Source organism: Streptomyces sp. NPDC008313, assembly GCF_042956125.1.
Classification (GTDB): domain Bacteria; phylum Actinomycetota; class Actinomycetes; order Streptomycetales; family Streptomycetaceae; genus Streptomyces.
Genome location: NZ_JBIBFR010000007.1, coordinates 190116 through 215450, shown reverse-complemented (window position 1 = coordinate 215450; position 25335 = coordinate 190116). Strand labels below are relative to the sequence as shown.

The 25335-nt window shown below is 74.4% G+C and carries 2 protein-coding genes; both read left to right on the top strand.

The genetic code is table 11. The features are described from left to right. Nucleotides 1-44 precede the first annotated feature (44 nt). Complete coding sequence (locus ACFY93_RS12075; RefSeq protein ID WP_391356617.1) at nt 45-5156, top strand: amino acid adenylation domain-containing protein; 5112 nt, start codon at nt 45-47, stop codon at nt 5154-5156. Next, on the top strand, nt 5153-25261 hold the full coding sequence (locus tag ACFY93_RS12070) for an amino acid adenylation domain-containing protein (RefSeq protein WP_391356613.1): 20109 nt from the start codon (nt 5153-5155) through the stop codon (nt 25259-25261). The genes ACFY93_RS12075 and ACFY93_RS12070 overlap by 4 nt, the downstream gene beginning before the upstream one ends. The last annotated feature ends 74 nt before the right edge of the window (nt 25262-25335 follow it).

Below are 25335 nucleotides of genomic sequence, written 5' to 3'. Positions count from 1 at the left end.
CGCCCGTCCGCCACCTCACACCCAGGTCTGTGACAGGAGTTACCGTGAACGCCGAACTGCTTTCGGAACGCTTCGCCGAGCAGGCGTTCCGTACCCCGCACGCGGCCGCCGTCGTCGACGGCGCTCGGGCGGTGACGTACGAGGAGCTGGACCGTGCGTCCCTGCGCATGGCCCGCCACCTGCGGGACCTGGGTGCGGGACCGGAGACGCTCGTCGGGGTGAGCCTGCCCCGCGGCGTCGACCTGGTCGTCGCCCTGCTCGGCGTCTGGCGGGCGGGCGCGGGCTACGTCCCGCTCGACCCGGCCCAGCCGCCCGCCCGCCTGTCCGGGCTGGTCCGCGAGGCCGGCGCCCGGCTGGTGCTCGCGGGTCCGGCCCTGGAGGGCGCCATCCGCGACGCCGGAGCCCGGCGCGTCGGACCGGCGGAGCCCGACGGGCGCCCGGACCCGGGCTTCGGCCCGCTGCCCGCGGCGGACCCCGCCAACGTCGCGTACGCCATCTTCACCTCGGGTTCCACGGGCCGGCCGAAGGCCGTCGCCGTCACCCACGCGGGCATCGCGCACCGCGTCGGCTGGACCGTCGAGCGCCACGGGCTCGGCGCGGCCGACCGGGTCCTGCAGAAGACCACCATCGGCTTCGACGCGGCCGGCTGGGAGATCTTCGCGCCGCTGGTCAGCGGCGGCACCGTCGTCCTCGCCCCGGCCGGCGCCGAACGCGACCCGGCGGCCCTGCTGCGCGCGGTCGCCGACCAGGACGTGACCGTGCTCCAGGTCGTCCCCTCCGTGCTGCGGCTGCTCGTCGAGGAGGGCGACTGGAGCGGCTGCGAGCGGCTGCGCCTGCTGTTCTCGGCGGGCGAGGCGCTGCACGCCGAACTCGTCGCGCGGCTGCGCGAGCGGGCGGGCACCGGCCTGGAGGTGTGGAACACCTACGGCCCCACCGAGTGCTCCATCGACGTCACCGCCCAGCCCGTCGACCCCGCCGTCACCACCGGGCCCGTGCCCATCGGCCGCCCCCTGCCCGGCATGCGCGTCCTCGTCCTCGGCCCGAACGGCACCCCGGTACCCGTCGGCGTCCCCGGCGAGCTGTACGCGGGCGGCTCCGGCGTGGCCCGCGGTTACGTCGGCCGCCCCGACCTGACCGCCGAGCGCTTCGTGCCCGACCCGTACGCCGCCGAGCCCGGCGCCCGCCTCTACCGCACCGGCGACCAGGTGCGCTGGCGGGCCGACCGCACCCTGGAGTACCTGGGCCGCCTCGACCACCAGGTCAAGGTCAACGGCGTCCGGATCGAACCGGCGGAGATCGAGGCCGCGCTCGCCGCGCACCCCGCCGTCACCGGCGCCGTCGTCACCCCGTACGAGGTCGACGGCGGCGGCAAGCGGCTGGCGGCGCACCTCACCGCGGACGGCGCCCCGGACACCGCCGAGCTGCGCGGCTTCCTGGCCGAGCGGCTGCCGGACAGCCACGTTCCCTCCTTCTTCCACGTCCTCGACGCCTTCCCGCTGCTGGCCAACGGCAAGGTCGACCGGGCGATGCTGCCCACCCCGGACGAGGTCGTCGCCGCGGACCAGCCCGTGTTCACCGCGCCGCGCGACGCGGCCGAGGAACTCGTCGCCGGGGTCTGGGCGGAGCTGCTCGGCCTCGACCGGGTCGGCGCCCTCGACGACTTCTTCTCCCTGGGCGGCACCTCGCTGCAGCTGACCCGGCTCGCGGCGCGGCTGCGCGCCGCCTCCGGCGAGAAGGTCTCCCTGCGCGGCCTGTTCGCCGCCGGCACCGTCGAGGCCCAGGCCCGCCTGCTCACCGGCGCGGGAGCGCGCGCCGGGGCGGACGCGGCCGACGGCCCGCGGGGCGGCGCGCGCGCCGGTGACGACGGGCCGGGCATCGTCCCGGTGCCCCGCGACGGTGAGCTTCCGCTGTCCTCCGGGCAGCGCCGGCTGTGGTTCCTGGACCGGATGCACCCCGGCAGCCCCGAGTGGGTCGCCCCGCTCTTCCTGCGGCTGCCCGGCACCCTGGACGCCGCGACCGTCGGCCGGGCCCTCGACGCCCTCGCCGCCCGCCACGAGCCGCTGCGCACCCGGTACGCCGACCGCGGCGGCGAGCCCCGCCAGATCATCGACGCGCCGGGCACCGCCCGCGTCGGGCTGCGCGTCGAGGACACCGCCCCGGACGGGCTGCCCGCGCTGTTCGGCGAGCAGTTCGACCGCGGCTTCGACCTCGCCGAGGGACCGCTGTGGCGGGCGCTGCTGGCCCGGATCCCCGGCCAGGACCACCTGCTGCTGCTGACGATGCACCACATCACCTGCGACGGCTGGTCCACGGTCGTCCTGGAGCGCGAACTGCGCGAGCTGTGCGCCGCGTACGAGGAGTCCCGCGAGCCCCGCCTGGCCCCGCTCGACGTCCAGTACGCGGACTACGGCGCCTGGCAGCACGCCCACCTCACCGACGACGTCGTCGAGCGGGAACTGACCCACTGGCGCGGCGCCCTCGACGGCATCAGCCCCGTCGACCTGCCCGCCGACCGTCCCCGCCCGGCCGTCCGCGACCCGCGCGGCGCCGTCGTCCCGTTCAGGGTCGCCCCAACGACCGCCGCCCGGCTGGCCGAACTGGGCCGGGCCCACGGCGCCACGCCGTTCATGACGCTGCTGACGGCCTACGCCACGCTCGTCGCCCGCTACACCGGCCAGTGGGACGTGCCGGTCGGCACCCCGGTGGCGGGCCGCACCCGGCCCGAGACCGAGCACATGGTCGGCTTCTTCCTCAACTCCCTCGTCGTCCGCTGCGGCCTCACCGCCGGCCTGTCCTTCACCGACGCCCTGGTCCGCGTCCGGGACGCGGCCCGCGCCGCCTTCGTCCACCAGGACCTGCCGTTCGAGCGGCTCGTCGACGAACTGCAGCCCGAACGCGACCTCTCCCGCACCCCGCTCTACCAGGTCGCCTTCGACCTGCACAGCGAGGGCGTGACCAGCGTCGTCACCGACGACGCGGACCTCGCCGCGTTCACCGAGGCCTGGCGGGTCGCGAAGACCGACCTGTCGCTGTTCATGCGGCAGACCCCCGACGGCGCCCTCGACGGCGTCCTCGAGTACGCCACCTCGCTGTTCGAGCGGGCCACCGCCGAACGCATGACCGGCCACTTCCTCACCCTGCTGGAGCAGCTGACCCGCGACCCGCACACCGCGCTGGGCGCCGTGGACATGCTCTCCGCCGACGAGCGCAGGCAGCTGCTCGCCGACTGCAACGACACCGCCGAGGAGACCGACGAGCGCACCGTCTTCGAGCGCTTCGAGGAGCAGGCGGCCGCCGCACCCGAGCGCACCGCCCTGACCTTCGGCGCCGAGACGACGACGTACGGCGAGCTGGACGCCGCAGCCAACCGGCTCGCCCAGCACCTGCGCACCCGCTGCGTCGGCGTCGAGTCCCGCGTCGCGGTCCTCCTCGACCGCGGACCCGAACTGGTCACCGCGCTGCTCGCGGTCTGGAAGGCCGGCGGCGCCTACGTGCCCGTCGACCCGTCCTACCCCGCCGAGCGTATCGCCGCGATGTGCGAGGCCGCGGGCGTCCGCACCGCGGTGACCACCTCCGCGTACGCCGGCCGCTTCGCCCCCTCCGGGGCGCGGCTGCTGCTCCTGGACGAGGAGGCCGGTGAGATCGCCGGGCGGCCCGGTGCCGCGCCCGCCCGCACCCGGGACGCCGGACGGCTCGCCTACTCCATCTTCACCTCCGGCTCGACCGGCCGCCCCAAGGGCGTGGAGGTCACCCACCGGGGCCTCGCCAACCACGTCGCCTGGGCGGCCCGGGAACTCGCCGGCGCGGACTACGGGGGAGCCGCCCTGTTCTCCTCCGTCGCCTTCGACCTGGTCGTCCCCAACCTGTGGGCGCCCCTGGTCACCGGCCAGCGGCTGTTCCTGCTGCCGCAGGACACCGACATGTCGGAGCTCGGCAAGCGGCTCGCGGAGGCCGAACCGTTCAGCTTCCTCAAGCTGACCCCCGGCCACCTCGACATCCTGGCCCTCCAGCTCACCCCGGCCCAGGCGGGCGCCCTCGCCCCGGTCGCGGTCGTGGCGGGCGAGGCCTTCACCCGGGCCACCCTGGAGCGCTGGCGCGAACTCGCGCCCGACATGCGGCTCGTCAACGAGTACGGGCCGACCGAGGCGTCCGTCGGCACCTCCGTCTACCCGGTACCGCGGGACGGCACCGACCACATCCCCGACGTCCTGCCCATCGGCCGCCCGCTGCCGAACATGACGATGTACGTCCTCGACGCGGACCTGCGCCCCGTCCCGTTCGGCGTCGGCGGCGAACTGTACGTCGGCGGCACCGGCGTGGCACGCGGCTACGCCGGCCGGCCCGACCTCACCGCCGAACGCTTCGTGCCCGACCCGTACGCCACGGCCCCCGGTGCCCGCATGTACCGCACCGGCGACCTGGCCCGGCGCCTCCCGGACGGCGACGTCGCCTTCCTCGGCCGCGTCGACGACCAGGTCAAGATCCGCGGCTACCGCGTCGAACTCGGCGAGATCCAGGCCGTCCTGGCCGGTCACCCCGCCGTCCGCGACGCCGTCGTGACCGTGCACCGCCCCGCGAACGGCGAACCCGCGCTCGCCGCCCACCTCGTGCCCGCCGACCCCGGCGCACCGCTGCCCGACCTGGCCGCCCACTGCGCCCGGCACCTGCCCGAGTACATGATCCCGGCGACGTTCACCGCGCTCGACGCGATCCCCGTCAACGCCAACGGCAAGGTCGACCGCGCCGCACTTCCCGCGCCCGGCCGCCCCGCCGACGACGAGGACCGAGCCGAACCCAGCGGCCCCGTCGAGGAACGCATCGCCGAGATCTGGAGCGAACTGCTCGGCGTACAGGCCGGGGCGCACGACAACTTCTTCCACATCGGCGGCAACTCGATCCTCGCGATCCGGCTGATCTCCCACATCCAGCAGGAGTTCGAGATCGACTTCGCGGTCCGCACCGTCTTCGAAGGCCCCACCGTCGCCCGCCTCGCCGCCACCGTCGAGGAACGCGTCATGGCCCAGATCGACGCCCTCACCGACGCCGACCTCCGCGAGGAGGCCGGCCTGGGCGACGACACGGACCTGGCGACGGCCGCCGCGGCCACCACCCCAGACCTCACGAACAATCCCTCGCTGAAGGAGCACCAGGCATGAGCACCGGGGAAATGGAGAGGCCCGCGGTCGCGGGCGCCGACGCCGACACGCTCCGCGCCGAGCTGCTGCGCCGCCGTCTCGCGGGCCGCCGCGGCGGCACCACCACCCGCCGCCCGGAGATCCCCCGCGCCGACCGCACCGCCCCGCTCCCGCTGTCCCACGGGCAGCAGCAGATGTGGTTCCTCAGCCGCCTGGAGCCGGACAGCCCCGAGTACCTGGTCCCGCTGGTGCTGCGGCTGCGCGGCCGGCTCGACACCGAGGCGCTCGCCGCGGCCTGGCAAGGGGTGGTCGACCGGCACGAGATCCTGCGCACCCGCTACGCCCTCGACGGGGACGAGCCCGTCCAGATCGTCGACGCCCCGGGCCCCGCGCCCCTCGACCGCTGCGACGCCGCCGACGACGACGCCGCCCGCGCCCTGGTCGAGGCCGACCTCGCCCGCCCCTTCGACCTCGCCCGCGACCGGCCCGTACGCGCCCGGCTGATCCGGCTCGCCGACGACGAGCACGTCCTCGCCGTCGTCCTCCACCACATCGCCTGCGACGCCTGGTCCACCGGAGTCATCGGCCAGGAGCTCAGCGACCTGTACGCGGGCACCACCCCGGAGCCGCTGCCCCTCCAGTACGCCGACTACGCCGCCTGGCAGCGCGCCGAGCTGACCGGCGACGTCGTCGAACGGCACCTCGACCACTGGCGGGAGCGGCTGGCCGGCCTCGCCCCGCTCGACCTGCCCACCGACCGCCCGCGCCCCGCCGTCCGCGACGGCGCCGGCGCCTCCGTCGGCTTCGACGTGCCCGCCCCGGTGGCCGCCCGGCTGCGCGAGCTGGCCGCCCGGCACGACAGCACCCCGTTCATGCTGTTCCTCGCCGCCTACCAGGCCCTCCTGGCCCGCTACACCGGCCGCACGGACATCGCGGTCGGCACCGTCGTCTCCGGCCGCGGCCGGCCCGAGCTGCAGCGGCTCGTCGGCTACGGCATCAACAGCCTCGTGATGCGCGGGGACCTGTCCGGCGACCCCACCTTCGGCGAGCTGCTGGACCGCACCCGCGGCACGGTCCTGGACGCCTACGACCACCAGGACGTCGCCTTCGCCCAGGTCGTCGACGCCCTCGCCCCCGAGCGTGACCTCTCCCGCACCCCGCTGTTCCAGACCGCCTTCACCCTGCACGGCGACCGCAGCTCCGCGTTCACCTTCCCCGGCGTCGACGCCTCGCCCTTCGAGGGCTCCGGCGGCGTCGCCAAGTTCGACCTGGACCTGCAGATCCGCGAGGGCGCCGACGGCTCCCTCGGCGGACGGCTCGAGTACGCCACCTCGCTCTTCGACCACGCGACCGTCGAGCGCTTCAGCGGCCACCTGCTGCGCCTGCTCGGCGGAATCGCCGCCGACCCCGGCGCCCGGCTGTCCTCGTACGGGATCGTCGGCGACGACGAGCTGGCCGTCCTCCTCGGCGAGGACGCGTCACAGGCGGCGGAGCCGGTGACGCGTCGGGTGCACGAGGTGTTCGAGGAGCAGGTGGCGCGGACTCCGGAGGGGGTCGCGGTCTGCTTCGAGGGTACGGAGCTGTCGTACGCGGAGGTGAACGCGCGGGCGAACCGGATCGCGCACGCGCTGATCGCGAAGGGTGTGGGTGCGGAGACGCTGGTGGGTCTGAGTCTGGAGCGGGGGATCGAGCTGATCCCGGCGCTGCTGGGCGTCCTGAAGTCGGGTGCGGCGTATCTGCCGCTTGACCCGGCGAACCCGGCGGACCGGATCGCGTACATCGTCGGTGACGCGAAGGCCCCGGTCGTGGTGACGACGGCGGAGCACGCGCACCTCTTCGACGTGGACCTGCTGCTCCTGGACTCGGACGCGGGGGCGCTCGCGGCGCTCCCGGACACGGACCCGGGTGTCGCGGGCAGTCCGGAGAACCTGATCTACACGATCTACACGTCGGGTTCGACGGGCCGCCCGAAGGGTGTCGCGCTGACCCACTCCAACGTGGTCCGCCTCCTGGAGCGCGGCCACGAGCACTACGCGTTCAGCGACACCGACGTGTGGCCGCTGTTCCACTCGTACGCGTTCGACGTGTCGGTGTGGGAGATGTGGGGTGCGCTGCTGCACGGCGGCCGGCTCGTCGTCGTCCCCCACGCGGTGACCCGCAGCCCCGAGGAGTTCCTCGACCTGCTCGTCCGCGAGCGCGTCACGGTCCTCAACCAGACGCCCACCGCCTTCCGCTCCCTGGCCGGGACGGAGGCCGAGCTGTCCCTGCGGGCCGTCGTCTTCGCCGGGGAGAAGCTGGAGGTCTCCGAACTGCGGCCGTGGGCGGAGCGGTTCGGGCTCGACCGGGTGGCCCTGGTCAACATGTACGGGATCACTGAGACCACCGTCCACACCACCTACCACCGGCTCACCGAGCGCGACCTGGAGCCCGGAGCGGGCAACCCGGTCGGCCACCCGCTGGCCGACCTCCGGGTCCACCTGATCGACGCCGAGGGCCGGCTGGTCCCGATCGGTGTCCCCGGTGAGATCCACGTGGGCGGTCCGGGTGTGGCGCGCGGTTATCTGAACCGGCCGGAGCTGACGGCGGAGCGGTTCGTACCCGACCCGTACGGTCCCGCCGGCTCGCGCCTGTACCGAAGCGGTGACCTGGCGCGCCGACTGCCGGACGGCAGCCTGGAGTTCCTCGGGCGCATCGACGACCAGGTGAAGATCCGAGGCTTCCGCATCGAGCTCGGCGAGATCGAGACCGCGCTCGCCGCACACCCCGGCATCCGGGACGCGGTCGTCCTGGTCCGCGAGGACACCCCCGGCGACAAGCGCCTCGTCGCCTGGACGACCCCGGCCTCCGAGGAGGTCCCGCCCCCCGGCGAGCTGCGCTCCCACCTCACGGCCCGGCTGCCCGAGTACATGGTGCCGTCCGCGTTCGTCGCCCTCGACGCGCTGCCGCTGACCACCAACGGCAAGCTCGACAAGCGCGCCCTGCCCGCCCCCGGCCAGGACGCCCAGGGCACCTCCGGATACGTCGCCCCGCGCACCGTCGCGGAGGAGCGCATAGCCGAGGTGTGGGCCGACGTCCTCGGTCTGGACCGGGTCGGCGTCGACGACGGCTTCTTCGAACTCGGCGGGCACTCCATCCGGGCCGTCACCCTCGTCGGCCGGCTCCGCGCGATCGGCTACGACCTCGCCGTCCGCGACGTCTTCGAGTACCGCACGGTCGCCCGTGTCGCCGAACTGGTCACCGGGCGCCCCGCGCCCACCGACGCCGACCGCACCGTCGAGCCGTTCTCCCTGGTGCCGGCCGCCGACGCGGACCGCCTCCCCGCAGGGCTCGCCGACGCCTACCCGCTCTCGCAGGTCCAGCTCGGCATGGTCGTCGAGATGCTGACCGACGACGGCAAGCACCCGTACCACAACGTCACCTCCTTCCGGATCCGCGACGAGCGGCCCTTCTCGCCCGACGCGCTGCGTGAGGCCGCCGCGGCCGTCGTCGCCCGCCACGAGGCGCTGCGCACCTCCGTCGACCTCACCGGCTACTCCGTGCCCCTGCAACTGGTGCACGCCACCGCCGAGATGCCCGTCGGCTTCCGCGACCTGTCCCGCCTCTCCGAGGAGGAGCTGCTCGCCTCTCTGCGCGATTTCACGGTCAAGGAGCGGTCCGAGCTGTTCGACCTGGCGTCGCCGCCGCTGCTGCGGCTGTACGCGCACATCGCGGGCGACGGCAGCTGGTGGCTCACCAACACCGAGTGCCACGCCATCCTCGACGGCTGGAGCCACCACTCCCTGCTGATGGAGGTCCTGGAGGAGTACGGGAACCTCCGCGACGGCCGGGAGCCCGCCCAGGACGCCGCGGCCCGCCCGGCGGTCCGCTTCGCCGACTTCGTCGCCGCCGAACTGGACGTGCTCGCCTCCGCGGAGACCCGCGCCTACTGGCAGTCCGTGGTCGACGGCCACGCCCGTCTCACCGTCCCCGCCCCGTGGACCGGAGACCCGGCCGACACCGGCGCCCCGTACCGGGTGCCCGTGCCCTTCCACGACCTGGAGGACCGGCTGCGCGCCCTGGCCACCGCGGCGGGTGCCTCGCTCAAGAGCGTCCTGCACGCGGCCCACCTGAAGACGCTCAGCATGCTCACCGAGGAGGACCGCTTCTTCAGCGGCCTGGTGTGCAACGCCCGCCCCGAGGTGCTGGGCGCCGACCGCGTCTACGGGATGCACCTGAACACGCTGCCGTTCGCCCACGACCGGTCCGCCGCGACCTGGCGCGAGCTGGTCGCCGCGGTGTTCGCCCGCGAGATCGAGCTGTGGCCGCACCGCACGTTCCCGATGCCGGTCATCCAGCGTGAACTCGCCGGCGGCGAGCGCCTGATCGACATGCGGTTCAGCTACCACGACTTCGACCAGGTCGACCGCGACCAGGTCGACTACCTGGCCAGCATCGACGACAGCCCCACCGAGTTCCCGCTCGGCGTCTCGGCCCGCGTCGGCCACCTCGTCCTCACCGCGTCCCCGAAGGCCCTCAGCCGCTCCGGCACGGACCGCCTCGCGGCCATGCTCCGCGGCGTACTGGAGGCGATGGCGGCGGGCCCGGACGGCGACGCGCAGGCGTCGTTCCTCCCGGAGGGGGAGCGGGAGCGGCAGCTCGTCGAGTGGAACGACACCGCGTTCGCGGCGGAGTCGGCGAGTGTGCTCCAGCGGTTCGAGGAGCAGGCGTCCCGCACGCCGGGAGCCGTGGCCGTGGCCGACGGGGAGAACTCTCTCTCCTACGGTGAGCTGGACGCGCGCGCCAATCAGCTGGCGCACCACCTGCGGGACGCGGGTGTGGGCGCCGAGTCGCGGGTGCTGGTCCGCCTCGACCGCGGTCCCGACCTGCTGACGGCGCTGCTGGCGGTGTGGAAGGCGGGCGGTGCCTATGTGCCGGTCGATCCGTCCTACCCGGCCGACCGTGTCACCGCGATGCGCGAGGCCTCCGGCGCCCGTGCCGTCCTCACCGAGATCCCGGCGAAGGCGCTGATCAGCCTCCCCGTGACCGCGCCGGCGAGGACCGACCACCTGGACCGGCTGGCGTACGTCATCTTCACCTCCGGTTCCACCGGCCGCCCGAAGGGCGTGGAGGTCACCCACCGGGGCCTGGCCAACCACGTCGCCTGGGCGGCGCGGGAGCTGGCGTCGCAGGGTGACGGCGGCGCCCCGCTGTTCTCGTCGGTCGCCTTCGACCTGGTCGTCCCCAACCTGTGGGCGCCCCTGGTCACCGGCCAGACCGTGCACACCGTCGGCCAGGACGTCGACATGGCCGACCTGGGCGCGCGCCTCGCCGCCTCGGCCCCCTACAGCTTCGTCAAGCTCACCCCGGGCCACCTGGACGTGCTCGCCCAGCAGCTCACCCCGGCACAGGCCGCCGCTCTGGCCCCCGTACTGGTGGTGGCGGGCGAGGCGTTCACGCGGGCGACGCTGGAGCGCTGGCGTGAACTCGCCCCGGACACCCGGCTGATCAACGAGTACGGGCCGACCGAGGCGTCCGTCGGCACGACGATCCACCCGGTGCCGGCCGACGCCGACGCGGACGTGCTGCCCATCGGGCGTCCGCTGCCGAACATGACCACCTACGTCCTGGACGCGGCCCTGCAGCCGGTCCCCGTCGGCGTCACCGGTGAGCTGTACGTCGGCGGCACGGGCATCGCCCGGGGCTACGCGGGCCGCCCCGACCTGACCGCCGAGCGCTTCGTGCCCGACCCGTACGGGAGCGTGCCCGGCAAGCGGCTCTACCGCACCGGTGACCTCGTACGCCAACTGGCCGACGGGACCGTCGAGTTCCTGGGCCGCGTCGACGACCAGGTCAAGATCCGCGGCTTCCGCGTCGAACTCGGCGAGGTCCAGGCCGTCCTCGCCGCCCACGCGGACGTCCGCGACGCCTTCGTGACGACCGTCGACGGCGAACTGGCCGCCTACGTCACCCCTCAGGCGGTCACCGCGGAGGCGCTGCGCGCCCACCTCGCCACCGCGCTGCCCGACTACATGATCCCGGCCACCCTCACCGCCCTCGACGCGCTGCCGCTGAACGCCAATGGCAAGGTCGACCGCAAGGCCCTGCCCGCCCCCGAGTCGGCCGCCGCCGTCCCCGACGGGTTCGTGGCCCCGCGCACGGACTCCGAGGAGCGCGTCGCGTCCGTGTGGCGCCGTGTCCTGGAGCGGGACGCCGTCGGCGTCGACGACGACTTCTTCGAGATCGGCGGGCACTCGATCCGCGCCGTCGCCCTCGTCGGCGCCCTGCGCGCCGAGGGCTTCGACATCGGGGTGCGGGACGTCTTCGAGTACCGCACCGTGGCCCGGCTGTCCGAGCTGCTCACCGGCCGCCCGGCGCCCGAGACCGCCGACACCGGCGTCGCACCGTTCACCCTGGTGCCCGGCGCCGACCGCGCCCACCTGCCGGCCGGGCTCGACGACGCCTACCCGCTGTCGCTGGTGCAGACCGGCATGGCCGTGGAGATGCTCGCGGAGGAGGGCGGCGACAAGTACCACAACGTCAGCGTCTTCCCGATCCGTGACGGCATGGCGTTCGACGCCGAAGCGCTGCGCGCCGCCGCCCGCACCGTCACCGCCCGCCACGACATCCTGCGCACCTCCGTCGAGCTGACCGCCCACTCCGTGCCCATGCAGTACGTGCACACGCACGCCGAGGTCCCGGTGACCGTGGAGGACCTGCGGGCGCTGCAGGACGCCGGCGCCCGCGCCGAGGCGGTCGCCGCCCGCCGCGCGGCGGAGCGCACCCGGCACTTCGGCCTGTCGGCCGCGCCGCTGCTGCGGATCGCCGCGCTCGTCGAGGACGACACGTCCTGGCAGCTCGTCCTGACCCAGCCGCACCTGGTCACCGAGGGATGGAGCCACCACTCCCTGCTGATGGAACTGCTCGACTGCTACCGGCAGTTCCGCGACGAGGGCGCCGCGGGCCCGTACGCGGCACCGTCCGTCCGGTACGCCGACTTCATCGCCGGTGAACTGGACTCCCTCGCCTCCGAGGAGGACCGCGACTTCTGGCAGCGGACCGTCGACACGTACGCCCCGTTCACGCTGCCCGCCTCCTGGGCCGACGACCCGGCCACCCCGCGGACCGTCTCCCGGGCCCGGGTCGACCTCAGCACGGTCGAACGCCCGCTGCGGGCGCTGGCGGCCGCCGCCCGCGTCTCGTACAAGAGCGTGCTGCACGCGGCCCACCTGAAGGTGATGAGCCAGCTCACCGACGAGGAGCGGTTCTTCACCGGCATCGTCGCCCACGGCCGGCCCGAGGCGCTGGGCGCCGAGCGGGTCTACGGCATGCACCTCAACACGCTGCCGCACCCCACCGACCGGGAGGCCCGCACCTGGCGCGAGCTGGTCCGGCGGACCTTCGACCGGGAGGCCGCGACCTGGCCGCACCGGCGCTACCCGCTGCCCGCCGTGCAGCGGCTCGCCGGCGGCGAGCGGCTCATCGACGTCGTCTTCAACTACCTGGACTTCCACCAGGTCGACACCGAGCGCGTCGACTTCAAGGAGGCCGCGCACGACGCGGCCACCGAGTTCGGCCTGCACGTCTCGGTGCTCGGCGGCTATCTGGGCCTCAGCAGCAACACGCACGTGCTGAGCCAGGCCCACGCCGAGCGTCTCGCCGGGCTCTACCGGGCCGTCCTGGAGGCGATGGCCGCGAACCCGGACGGCGACGCGCGGGCCACGTACCTGCCCGCCGCCGAGGCGGAGCTGCTGCCGTCCGCCGCCCCCGGCGAGCCCGCCGCGCACGGCACCGTGCCCGCGCTGTTCGCCGCGCAGGCCGCCCGCACCCCGGACGCCGTCGCCCTCGCCCACGAGGACACCGCGGTGACGTACGCGGAGCTGGACGCCCGCGCCAACCGCCTCGCCCACCACCTGGCCGGGCTCGGGGTCGGCCCCGAGACGGTCGTCGCCGTCTCCCTGGACCGCGGACCCGCCCTGATCACCGGCATCCTCGGCATCCTCAAGGCGGGCGGCGCCTACCTGCCGCTCGACCCCGCCTACCCCGCCGACCGGCTCACCTACATGCTCGGCGACTCCGGCACCCGGCTGCTGCTCACCGAGAAGGCCGTCGCCGGGACACTGCCCGCGCACACGGCGCGGACGGTCGTCGTCGACGACGAGGAGACGGCGGCGGCGATCGCCGGACTGCCGGCCACGGCGCCCGCCGTGGACCTGCGGCCCGAGTCCGCCGCGTACGTCATCTACACCTCGGGCTCCACCGGGCGGCCGAAGGGTGTCGTGGTCACCCACGCCGGCACCGGCAACCTGGGCGCGGGCATGGCCGCCCGGATGGGCGCCGGTCCCGGCAGCCGCATCCTGCAGTTCGCCTCGATCAGCTTCGACGCGGCCTTCGCCGACCTGGCCCAGGCCCTGTTCACCGGCGCCACGCTGGTCCTCGCGTCCGCCGAACGGCTGATGCCGGGGGCCGAGCTGACGGCACTCACCCACGAGCAGCGGATCACCCACCTCACCCTGCCGCCGGCCGCGCTGTCCGTGCTGCCCGTCGACGGCGGACTGCCGGCCGGGGCGACGCTGCTGGTCGCGGGCGAGGCCTGCCCGCCCGACACGGTCGCCGCCTGGTCCGCGGGCCGCGTGATGATCAACGCCTACGGGCCCACCGAGACGACCGTCTGCGCCACCACCAGCGCCCCCCTCTCGGGCGCCGCCGTGCCGCCGATCGGCCGGCCGATGCCCGCCTTCACCACCCACGTGCTCGACGCCCGCGGACACCGGGTGCCCGCCGGGGTCACCGGCGAGCTGTACGTCGGCGGCATCGGCGTCGCCCGCGGCTACCTCGGCCGCCCCGGCCTGACCGCCGAACGGTTCGTCCCCGACCCGTACGCCGCCGAGCCGGGCGCCCGCCTCTACCGCACCGGCGACCTGGTGCGTCAACTGCCCGACGGGCAGCTCCAGTTCGTCGGCCGCGTCGACACCCAGGTCAAGCTCCGCGGGTTCCGGATCGAACTCGGCGAGATCGAGACCGCCCTCACCGCCCACCCGGGCGTACGGGCCGCCGTCGCCGACGTCCGCGAGGACGTACCCGGCGCACGCGCCCTCGCCGCCTACTACGTGCCCGAGCCGGGCGCCCGCCCCGAGCCGGCCGAGCTGCGCGAGCTGCTCGCCGCCTCGCTGCCCGAGTACATGGTCCCCGCCTCCTTCACCGCCCTCGACGCGATCCCGCTCAGCCCCACCGGCAAGACCGACCGGCGCGCCCTGCCCGCCCCCGACCGCTCCGCCCACGCGGCGGCCGAGACGTACACGGCACCGCGCACCACCGTCGAGGAGCGCGTCGCGTCCGTGTGGAGCGAGGTCCTGGGCCTCGGCCGGGTCGGTGTCCACGACGGGTTCTTCGACCTGGGCGGCGACTCGATCCGCGCCGTCACCCTGGTCGGCGCGCTGCGCGCCGCCGGGTTCGACACCGGCATACGCGAGATCTTCGAGGCCCGTACGGTCGCCGCGCTCGCCGAACTCCTCACCGGACGCCCGGCCCCGGCCGAGCGGACCTGGACCGCGCCGTTCGCGCTGGTCACCGACGCGGACCGCGCGCTGCTGCCCGGCGGTCTCGACGACGCCTACCCGCTGTCCCAGGTGCAGACCGGCATGGTCGTCGAGATGCTCGCCGACGGTGCCCGCACCAAGTACCACAACGTGAGCGTCAACCGGATCCGCGACGGCGTGCCGTTCTCGGCCGAGGCGCTCCGGGAGGCCGCCCGTACCGTCGTCGCCCGGCACGAGGTGCTGCGCACGTCGTTCGAACTGACCGGCTACTCCGTGCCGATGCAGCTGGTGCACGCCACGGCGGACGTGCCGGTCCGCGTCACCGACCTGCGCGACGCCGACGCGGGCGAGCAGGAGCGGATTCTCGGGGACTTCGTCACCGCCGAGCACGCCGACCACTTCGACCTCGCGTCCGCCCCGCTGCTGCGGGTCGCCGCGTTCGTCGAGAGCGGCACGTCCTGGCGGCTGGCCCTCACCGAGTCCCACGCCATCACCGAGGGCTGGAGCTACCACGCGCTGATGATGGAACTGCTCGACGTGTACGCCGCCCTGCGCGACGGACACGAGCCCGCCCTGCCCGCCCTGCCCGAGGTCCGCTTCGCCGACGCGATCGCCGCCGAACTGGCCACCCTCGGCAGCGAGGAGAGCCGCGCCCACTGGCAGGACACCCTCGACGCGTACCCCGCCTTCGAGCTGCCCGCCGACTGGGGCGACACCTCCGCCCCGGCCGAGACCTACCGGGTCAGCGTCGCCCTCGCCGACCTGGAGCCGGGACTGCGCAGCCTGGCGAGCGCCACCCGCACCTCCCTGAAGGCGGTGCTGCACGCCGCCCACCTGAAGGTGCTCGGCCAGCTCACCTCCGAGGAGTGCTTCCACGCCGGACTGGTCGGCGACACCCGGCCCGAGGCGGCCGGCGCCGACCGGGTGCTCGGCATGTACGTCAACACCGTGCCGTTCGCCCACGACCGGTCCGCCGCCACCTGGGGCGACCTGGTGCGGCAGGTCTTCGACCACGAGGTCGCGCTGTGGCCGCACCGCCGGTTCCCGCTGCCCGCGCTCCAGCGGCAGGCGGGCGGGCAGCGGCTCGTCGACGTCGTCTTCAACTACCAGGACTTCCACCAGGTCGACACCGACCTCGTGGACGTCGCGGCGGGCACCGGCGCCGGCGGCATCGAGTTCGCTCTCGCCGTCACCACCCTCGCCGGACAGCTCCACCTCAAGTCCGACACGCACCGCATCAGCCGCGCCCACGCCGGCCGGCTCGCCGCGATGTACCGGGCGGTCCTCACCGCCATGGCGGGCGGAGCGGACGGCGACGCCCGCGAGGTGTACCTGCCGGACGGCGAGCGCGCCCTCCAGCTCGCCGACTGGACCCGCGCCGCCGCACCCGGCGGCGCGGACGCCGCCCCGGACCGGTGCGTGCACGAGGTCTTCGAGGAGCGGGCCGCCCGCACCCCGGACGCCGTCGCCGTCACCTCCGGTACCACCCGGCTCACCTACGCCGAGCTCAACACCCGCGCCAACCGCGTCGCCCACCTGCTGCGCGCCAAGGGCGTCGGGCCCGAGACCCTGGTCGGCGTCGCCCTGGAACGCGGCACCGACCTGGTCGCCACCCTCCTCGGCGTCCTGAAGGCGGGCGGCGCCTATCTGCCGCTCGACCCCGCCTACCCGGCCGACCGCCTCGCCTACATCGCCGAGGACGCCGCCGCCCCGGTCGTCGTCACCACCTCCGGCCACGCCGACGCCTTCACCGCCGACCTGGTCCTGCTCGACCGGGACGCCGACCTGCTCGACGCCCAGCCCGGCACCGACCCCGAGTCCGGCGCGGCCCCCGGCAACCTGGTGTACGTCATCTACACCTCGGGCTCCACCGGCCGCCCCAAGGGCGTGGCCCTCACCCACGCCAACGTGCTGCGCCTCTTCACCGTCACCGAGGACCGGTTCCACTTCGGCCCCGACGACGTGTGGACGCTCTTCCACAGCTACGCCTTCGACTTCTCGGTGTGGGAACTGTGGGGCGCCCTGCTGCACGGCGGCCGCCTCGTCGTCGTCGACCAGCAGGTCACGCGCTCGCCCGACGACTTCCTCGGCCTGCTGGCCGCGGAGGGCGTCACGGTCCTCAACCAGACGCCGTCCGCGTTCCGCGCGCTGACCGCCGCCGCCCGCGACGACGACCCGCGCGTCGCGGAACTCGCCCTGCGCACCGTCGTCTTCGGCGGCGAGAAGCTCGAGGTCGGCGAACTCGCCCCGTGGGCCGCACGCGTCGGGCTCGACACCACCGACCTGGTGAACATGTACGGGATCACCGAGACCACCGTCCACGTCACCCACCACCTGCTCACCGGCGCCGACCTCGCCGCGCCGCTGCGCAGCCCCGTCGGCGCCCCCCTCGACGACCTGCGGGTCTGCCTGCTCGACCGGGACGGCAGGATCGTGCCGCTGGGCGTCCCCGGCGAGATCCACGTGGGCGGCGCGGGCGTGGCCCGCGGCTACCTCGGCCGGCCCGGACTGACCGCCGAGCGCTTCGTGCCCGACCCGTACGGCCCGCCCGGCGCCCGCCTCTACCGGGCCGGAGACCTCGCCCGCAGGATGCGCGACGGCAGCCTGGAGTTCCTCGGCCGGATCGACGACCAGGTCAAGATCCGCGGCTTCCGCATCGAACTCGGCGAGATCTCCCACGCCCTCGGCGGCCACCCCGAGGTGCGGGACGCGGTCGTCGTCGTCCGCGAGGACACCCCCGGCGACAAGCGCCTCGTCGCCTACTTCGTCCCCGCGGGCGACCAGCCGCCCGCCCTCGCCGGCCTGCGCGCCCACCTCGCCGAGGTGCTGCCGGACTACATGGTCCCGGCCGCGTTCGTACCGATCGGCAGCGTGCCGCTGAATGCCAACGGCAAGCTCAACCGCCGTGTCCTGCCCGCCCCCGCCGACGCCGCGCTGGCCGCCGACGACACCTACGCGGCGCCCAGCGGCCCCGTCGAGGAGCGCGTCGCCGCGATCTGGTGCGAGGTCCTCGGCGCTCCGCGGGCGGGCCGGCACGACAGCTTCTTCGACCTCGGCGGCGACTCCATCCGCGCCGTCGCCCTCGTCGGCGCGATGCGCGCGGCCGGCTTCGACGTCGCCGTCCGCGAGGTCTTCGAACTACGCACCGTCGCCGGGCTCGCCGAGCTCCTGGAAGGCCGGGAAGGACCCATGGACACAAGGACAAGCGTGCGCCCCTACGAGCTGATCACCGAGGCGGACCGCGCGAAGCTGCCCGAGGGCACCACCGACGCCTACCCGCTCTCCCAGATCCAGGCCGGCATGGTCGTGGAGCTGATGGCCGACACGGGCCGCAGCAACTACCACAACGTGACCTCGTTCCGGATCACCGACGACGCGCCCTTCTCGCCCACCGCGTTCGAACGCGCCGTCCGCACCGTCGTCGCCCGCCACGACGTGCTGCGCACCTCCGTCGCCGCCTCCGGCTACTCGGTACCGCTGCAGATCGTCCACGCGCACGCCGACACCCCCGTCACCGTCGCCGACCTCAGCGGCACCGACGCGGCGGGCCTGGAGGCCGCGCTGCGGGCGTACGTCGCCGAGGAGCGCGCCGCCCTGTTCGACCTGTCGGCGGCACCGCTGCTGCGCACCGCCGCGCACATCGAGGGCGACCGCGCCTGGTGGCTCTCGCTCACCGAGTCGCACGTCATCCTGGAGGGCTGGAGCCACGCCACCCTCGTCATGGAACTCCTCGCCGCCTACCGGGAGATCCGCGACACCGGCGAGGCCGCGCCCTACGACCGGCCGCCCGTGCGGTACGCCGACTTCGTCGCCGGCGAGGTGGAGGCCCTGGCGACCGCCGAGGACCGCGCCTACTGGCAGGGCGTCGTCGACGAGCACGCCCGGTTCGCACTGCCCGCCGGGTTCGCCGAACCGGGCAGGGCACGCGAGTCCAACCGCGTGATCGTCGCCCTCGACGACCTCGCGCCGCGGCTGCGGGCCCTCGCCTCCGAGACCGGCACCTCCCTCAAGAGCGTCCTGCACGCCGCGCACCTGAAGGTGATGAGCCAGCTCACCGGCGAGCAGGCCTTCTTCACCGGCCTGGTCACCCACGCCCGCCCCGAGGCGGCGGGCGCCGAGCGGGTGCTCGGCATGCACCTCAACACGCTGCCGTTCGCCCACGACCGTTCCGCCCGCACCTGGCGCGAGCTGGTGGGCCAGGTGTTCGCCCGCGAGCTGGAGGTCTGGACGCACCGGCGCTTCCCGCTTCCGGAGATCCAGCGCGCGGCCCGCGGCGGCCGCCTGATCGACGTGCTGTTCAACTTCGTCGACTTCCACCAGGTCGACGACGACCTGGTCGACTCCGGCGTCCGCATCAGCGAGACCCCGACCGAGTTCGCCCTGTCGGTGCACGCCACCGGCGCGAACATCGTCCTCAGCACCAACACCCACGTCCTGAGCGTCGCCCACGCCGAGCGGCTGGCCGGGATGTACCGGGCGGTCCTCGACGCCATGGCCGAGGACGCGGACGGCGACGCCCGCGCCACCCGGCTCCCGGCCGGCGAACGCGAACGCCTCCTCGGTGAGGTGGTGGCGGAGGCGGCGGAGCCGGTGACGCGGCGGGTGCACGAGGTGTTCGAGGAGCAGGTGGCGCGGACTCCGGAGGGGGTCGCGGTCTGCTTCGAGGGTACGGAGCTGTCGTACGCGGAGGTGAACGCGCGGGCGAACCGGATCGCGCACGCGCTGATCGGGAAGGGTGTGGGTGCGGAGACGCTGGTGGGCCTGAGTCTGGAGCGGGGGATCGAGCTGATCCCGGCGCTGCTGGGCGTCCTGAAGTCGGGTGCGGCGTATCTGCCGCTTGACCCGGCGAACCCGGCGGACCGGATCGCGTACATCGTCGGTGACGCGAAGGCCCCGGTCGTGGTGACGACGGCGGAGCACGCGCACCTCTTCGACGTGGACCTGCTGCTCCTGGACTCGGACGCGGGGGCGCTCGCGGCGCTCCCGGACACGGACCCGGGTGTCGCGGGCAGTCCGGAGAACCTGATCTACACGATCTACACGTCGGGTTCGACGGGCCGCCCGAAGGGTGTCGCGCTGACCCACTCCAACGTGGTCCGCCTCCTGGAGCGCGGCCACGAGCACTACGCGTTCGACGAGACGGACGTGTGGCCGCTGTTCCACTCGTACGCGTTCGACGTGTCGGTGTGGGAGATGTGGGGTGCGCTGCTGCACGGCGGCCGGCTCGTCGTCGTCCCCTACGCGGTCACCCGCAGCCCCGAGGAGTTCCTCGACCTGCTCGTCGAGCAGGAGGTGACCGTCCTCAACCAGACGCCGACCGCCTTCCGCTCCCTGGTCGCGGCCGCCGCCGACGGCGACCGGCGGATCAAGCAGCTGTCCCTGCGGGCCGTCGTCTTCGCCGGGGAGAAGCTGGAGATCTCCGAACTCCGCCCGTGGACCGACAAGCTGGGCCTGGCCCGGACCGCACTGGTCAACATGTACGGGATCACCGAGACCACCGTGCACACCACCTACCACCGGCTCACCAAGAAGGACCTCGACCCCCGGGCCGGCAACGCCATCGGCCGCCCCCTCGCCGACCTCCAGGTCCACCTCCTCGACGCGGACGGGGACCTCACACCCCTCGGTGTCCCCGGTGAGATCCACGTGGGCGGTCCGGGTGTGGCGCGCGGTTATCTGAACCGGCCGGAGCTGACGGCGGAGCGGTTCGTGCCGAACCCGTACGGTCCCGCGGGCTCGCGCCTGTACCGAAGCGGTGACCTGGCGCGCAGGCTGCCGGACGGCAGCCTGGAGTTCCTCGGGCGCATCGACGACCAGGTGAAGATACGCGGCTTCCGTATCGAGCTCGGCGAGATCGAGACCGCGCTCGCCGCGCACCCCGGCATCCGGGACGCGGTCGTCCTGGTCCGCGAGGACACCCCCGGCGACAAGCGCCTCGTCGCCTATCTGACGGCCACCGGCGACCAGCCGCCCGCGCTCGGCGAACTCCGCGCCCACCTCGGCGGCTCGCTGCCCGAGTACATGGTGCCGGCCGCGTTCGTCGCCCTCGACGCGCTGCCCCTGACCACCAACGGCAAGCTGGACAAGCGCGCCCTGCCCGCCCCCGGCCAGGGCACCGCCCTCACCGGCGAGCAGACCTACGTCGCCCCGCGCACCGACACCGAACAGCACATCGCCGACGCCGTCGCCGACGTCCTGGGCGTCGAGCGGGTCGGCGTCGAGGACAGCTTCTTCGACCTCGGCGGCGACTCGATCCGGGCGCTGTCCCTGGTGGGCGCCCTGCGCGAGGCCGGTTTCGACCTGGCGGTGCGCGACATCCTGGAGAGCCTGACGGTCGCCGCGCTCGCCGAACTGGCGACCGGGCGCCCCGCCCCGGCGCAGAGCGCGGGCAGCGTGGCACCGTTCACACTGCTCACCGACGCGGACAGGGAGCGGCTGCCCGACGGCCTCGCCGACGCCTACCCGCTCTCCCAGGCCCAGCTCGGCATGGTCGTCGAGATGCAGCGCGGCGACGGCAGGAACACGTACCACAACGTCTTCTCCATGCGGATCCGCGACGAGGTCGCCTTCGACGCGGACGCGCTGCGCCGCGCCGTGGCCGAGATCGTCGGCCGGCACGAGGTGCTGCGCACCTCCGTCGACCTCTCCACGTACTCGGTGCCCATGCAGCTCGTCCACGCGGACGCCGAGATCCCCGTCGCGACCCGTGACCTGAGCGGCCTGGACCGCGACGGCATCGACCGGGCGGTACGGGAGTTCACGGCCGAGGAGCGCGCGAACGTCTTCGACCTGGAGCGGGCGCCGCTGATGCGGATCGCCGCCCATGTGGAGGAGACGGGCGCCTGGTGGCTCGCCATCACGGAGTGCCACGTCGTCATGGAGGGCTGGTCGACCTTCACCCTGGTCATGGAGGTCATCGACGCCTACCGGCAGATCCGGGACACCGGTGCCCCGGAGCCGTACGAGGCGCCCGCCGTGCGGTACGCGGACTTCGTCGCCGCCGAACTCGACTCGCTGGCCTCCGCCGAGGACCGCGGGTACTGGCGTGACGTCGTCACCGAGTACCCCCGGCTGGAGCTGCCGGCCGCCTGGGCCGACGCGCCCGGTTCCGAGCGCCGCCAGTCACGCGGCCAGGTGGCCTTCGGGGACCTGGAGCCCGGACTGCGCTCGCTCGCGGCCGACGCCCGCGCCTCCCTCAAGAGCGTCCTGCACGCCGCCCACCTCAAGGTCATGAGCCAGCTGACCCCGGACGAGCGCTTCTTCACGGGGCTGGTGTGCAACGCCCGCCCGGAGGCCCGGGGCGCCGACCGCGTCTACGGGATGCACCTGAACACGCTGCCGTTCGCCCACGACCGGTCCGCCGCGACCTGGCGCGAGCTGACGGAGCAGGTCTTCGCCCGCGAGGCGGAACTCTGGTCGCACCGGGCCTTCCCGATGCCGGAGATCCAGCGCGAACTCGGCGACGGCCGGCGCCTGATCGACATCCCGTTCTCCTACCAGGACTTCCACCAGGTGGACGAGAAACTGATCGACACCAAGGCCACGGTCGGCGAGGGCGCCCTGGAGTTCGGGCTGCGCGTCTCGGTCCTGTCCGGGCACATCAACCTCTCCGCCAACAACCTGGTCCTCGGCCAGGACGCCCTCGACCGGCTCGCCGGGATCTACCGGTCGGTCCTGGAGGCGATGGCCCGCGACCCGAAGGGCGACGCGCAGGCGTCGTTCCTCCCGGAAGGGGAGCGGGAGCGGCAGCTCGTCGAGTGGAACGACACCGGGTACGAGGCGGAGACGGCCAGTGTGCTCCGCCGGTTCGAGGAGCAGGCGTCCCGCACCCCGGGGTCCGTCGCCGTCGCCGGCGAGGGCAGTGCCCTCTCGTACGGTGAGCTGGACGCCCGTGCCAACCGGCTGGCGCACCACCTGCGGGATGCGGGTGTGGGCGCCGAGTCGCGGGTGCTGGTCCGCCTCGACCGCGGTCCCGACCTGCTGACGGCGCTGCTGGCGGTGTGGAAGGCGGGCGGCGCGTACGTGCCGGTGGACCCGTCCTACCCGGCCGACCGTGTCACCGCGATGCGCGAGGCATCAGGCGCCGAGGTCACCCTGGACGGGCTCCCCGGCCCCGCCGCGCTCGCCGCGCTGCCGGACTCGGCCCCGGACCGGACGGACGGTGACGCCCTGGACCGGCTGGCGTACGTCATCTTCACCTCCGGTTCCACCGGGACCCCGAAGGGTGTGGAGGTCACCCACCGCGGGCTGGCCAACCATGTCGCGTGGGCGGCGCGGGAGCTGGCGTCGCAGGGCGAGGGCGGTGCGCCGCTGTTCTCGTCGGTCGCCTTCGACCTGGTCGTCCCCAACCTGTGGGCGCCCCTGGTCACCGGCCAGACCGTGCACACCGTCAGCCAGGACACCGGCCCCGCCGACCTGGGCGAGCGGCTGGCCGCCGACGCCCCGTACAGCTTCGTCAAGCTGACCCCCGGGCATCTGGACATCCTCGCCCAGCAGTTGATGCCCGAGCAGGCGAGCGGACTCGCGCCGGTGCTGGTGGTGGCGGGCGAGGCGTTCACGCGGGCGACGCTGGAGCGCTGGCGTGAACTGGCTCCGGACACCCGCCTGATCAACGAGTACGGGCCGACCGAGGCCTCCGTCGGCACCACGGTCCACCCGGTGCCGGCCGGCACCGACGCGGACGTGCTGCCCATCGGACGCCCGCTGCCGAACATGACGACCTACGTCCTGGACGCGGCGCTGCAGCCGGTCCCGGTCGGCGTCACGGGCGAGCTGTACGTCGGCGGCACCGGGATCGCCCGGGGCTACGCGGGCCGCCCGGACCTGACCGCCGAGCGCTTCGTGCCCGACCCGTACGGGAGCGTGCCCGGCAAGCGGCTCTACCGCACCGGTGACCTCGTACGCCAACTGGCCGACGGGACCGTCGAGTTCCTGGGCCGCGTCGACGACCAGGTCAAGATCCGCGGCTTCCGCGTCGAACTCGGCGAGGTCCAGGCCGTCCTCGCCGCCCACGCGGACGTCCGCGACGCCTTCGTGACGGCGCTGGACGGACCGACCGGCGACAAGGAACTCGCCGCCTACGTCACCCCTGGGACCGTCACCGACGACACGCTGCGCGCCCACCTCGCCACGGCCCTGCCCGACTACATGATCCCGGCCACCCTCACCGCCCTCGACGCGCTGCCGCTGAACGCCAACGGCAAGGTCGACCGCAAGGCCCTGCCGGTACCGGACCGGGGAACGGCCGCCGACGAGCGGGAGTTCAGGGCGCCGGGCACGGAGACGGAGAAGACGCTCGCCGGGATCTGGTCCCAGCTGCTGGGCACCGACGACATCTCCCTGGACGACAACTTCTTCGACCGCGGCGGCCACTCGATGCTGATCATCAAGGTGATGGCGGCGGCCCGCAAGCAGCGCCTGCCCATCTCCCTGCGGATGCTCTACGAGACGGGCACCCTCGCGGAACTCGCCGCCGCCGTCGATGCCCAGGCGGCGAAGACCCGGCCGGCGTCCGCCGCCCGCACCGCCGCCGCGCCCGCCGCCCGTACGGCCGCCGCGCCCGCCGCCCCCGAGCTGCTGCCCGGCATGGCCGAGCACCACGTGCCCGGAGCGGTCGTCGCGCGGATCCAGGACGGCGAGGTCGCCGGGGTCCGGGCGTACGGGGTGCTCACCGCGGGCTCCGCGGAGGCGGTCACCGCGCAGACGCTGTTCCAGGCCGGGTCGATCAGCAAGCTGGTCACCGCGCTCGGTGTACTGAGGCTGGTGGACCGGGGCACCCTCGGCCTCGACGAGGACGTCAACACGTACCTCACGTCCTGGCAGGTGACCGCCCCGGCCGGCGAGCCCGCCCGGGTCACCCTGCGGCAGCTGCTGAGCCACCGCTCGGGGCTGACGGTCGTCGGGAACGCCGGTTACCTGCCGGGCGAGCCGATGCCCACCGTCCTCGACCTGCTCACCGGGCGGCCCCCGCTCGACACGCCGCCCGTCCACGCCGAACGGGCACCCGGCGCCTTCCAGCTGGCGAACACCAACTACTCGGTGATCCAGCAGCTGCTGGAGGACACCACCGGCACCCCGTTCGCGGCGCTGCTGCGCGAGCTGGTCCTGGAACCGCTGCGCATGACGTCCAGCGGCTTCGAGCAGGACTTCCCGCGCACCGCGGGCCGTCCGGCCGCCGAGGGCCACGACAGCCGGGGCGCCCGGATCGAGGGCGGCTGGCGGGTCCGCCCGCAGCTGGCCTCCTCCGGCCTCTGGTCCACGGCCGGGGACCTGGCGAAGGTGGTGGTCGAACTGCGCCGCGCCTACCGGGGCGAGCCGTACGCCGTCCTGTCGCGCCCCCTCGCCGAGCAGATGTGCACCCCGGGCGAGGACGGCTTCTACGGCCTCGGCGCCGTCGTCGACGGGGTCGCCCCCGACCTGGAGGTGGGGCACGGCGGTGAGCCGCAGGGCTACCGCAACATGCTCATCGTCGCCACCGGCACGGGCTCCGGCTTCGTCGCCCTGACCAACGGCGAGTCGGGCCGCGAGGTCCTCAAGCCGGTCGCCGCCGCCCTGCGCGAACAGGACGGCGCCTTCGGCACCGGCAGCCTCGCCTCCACCTGGTCCGCCTAGGCCGGCCCGACCCGACCCGGCCCGTCCCGGTCCGCGGGGAGCCCGACCGGCCCCCCGCGGACCCCACCGGAAGG

Coding starts and splice junctions, on each gene's coding strand:
- ACFY93_RS12070 (WP_391356613.1), top strand. CDS start 5,153: ATGAGCACCGGGGAAATGGAGAGGCCCGCGGTCGCGGGCGCCGACGCC.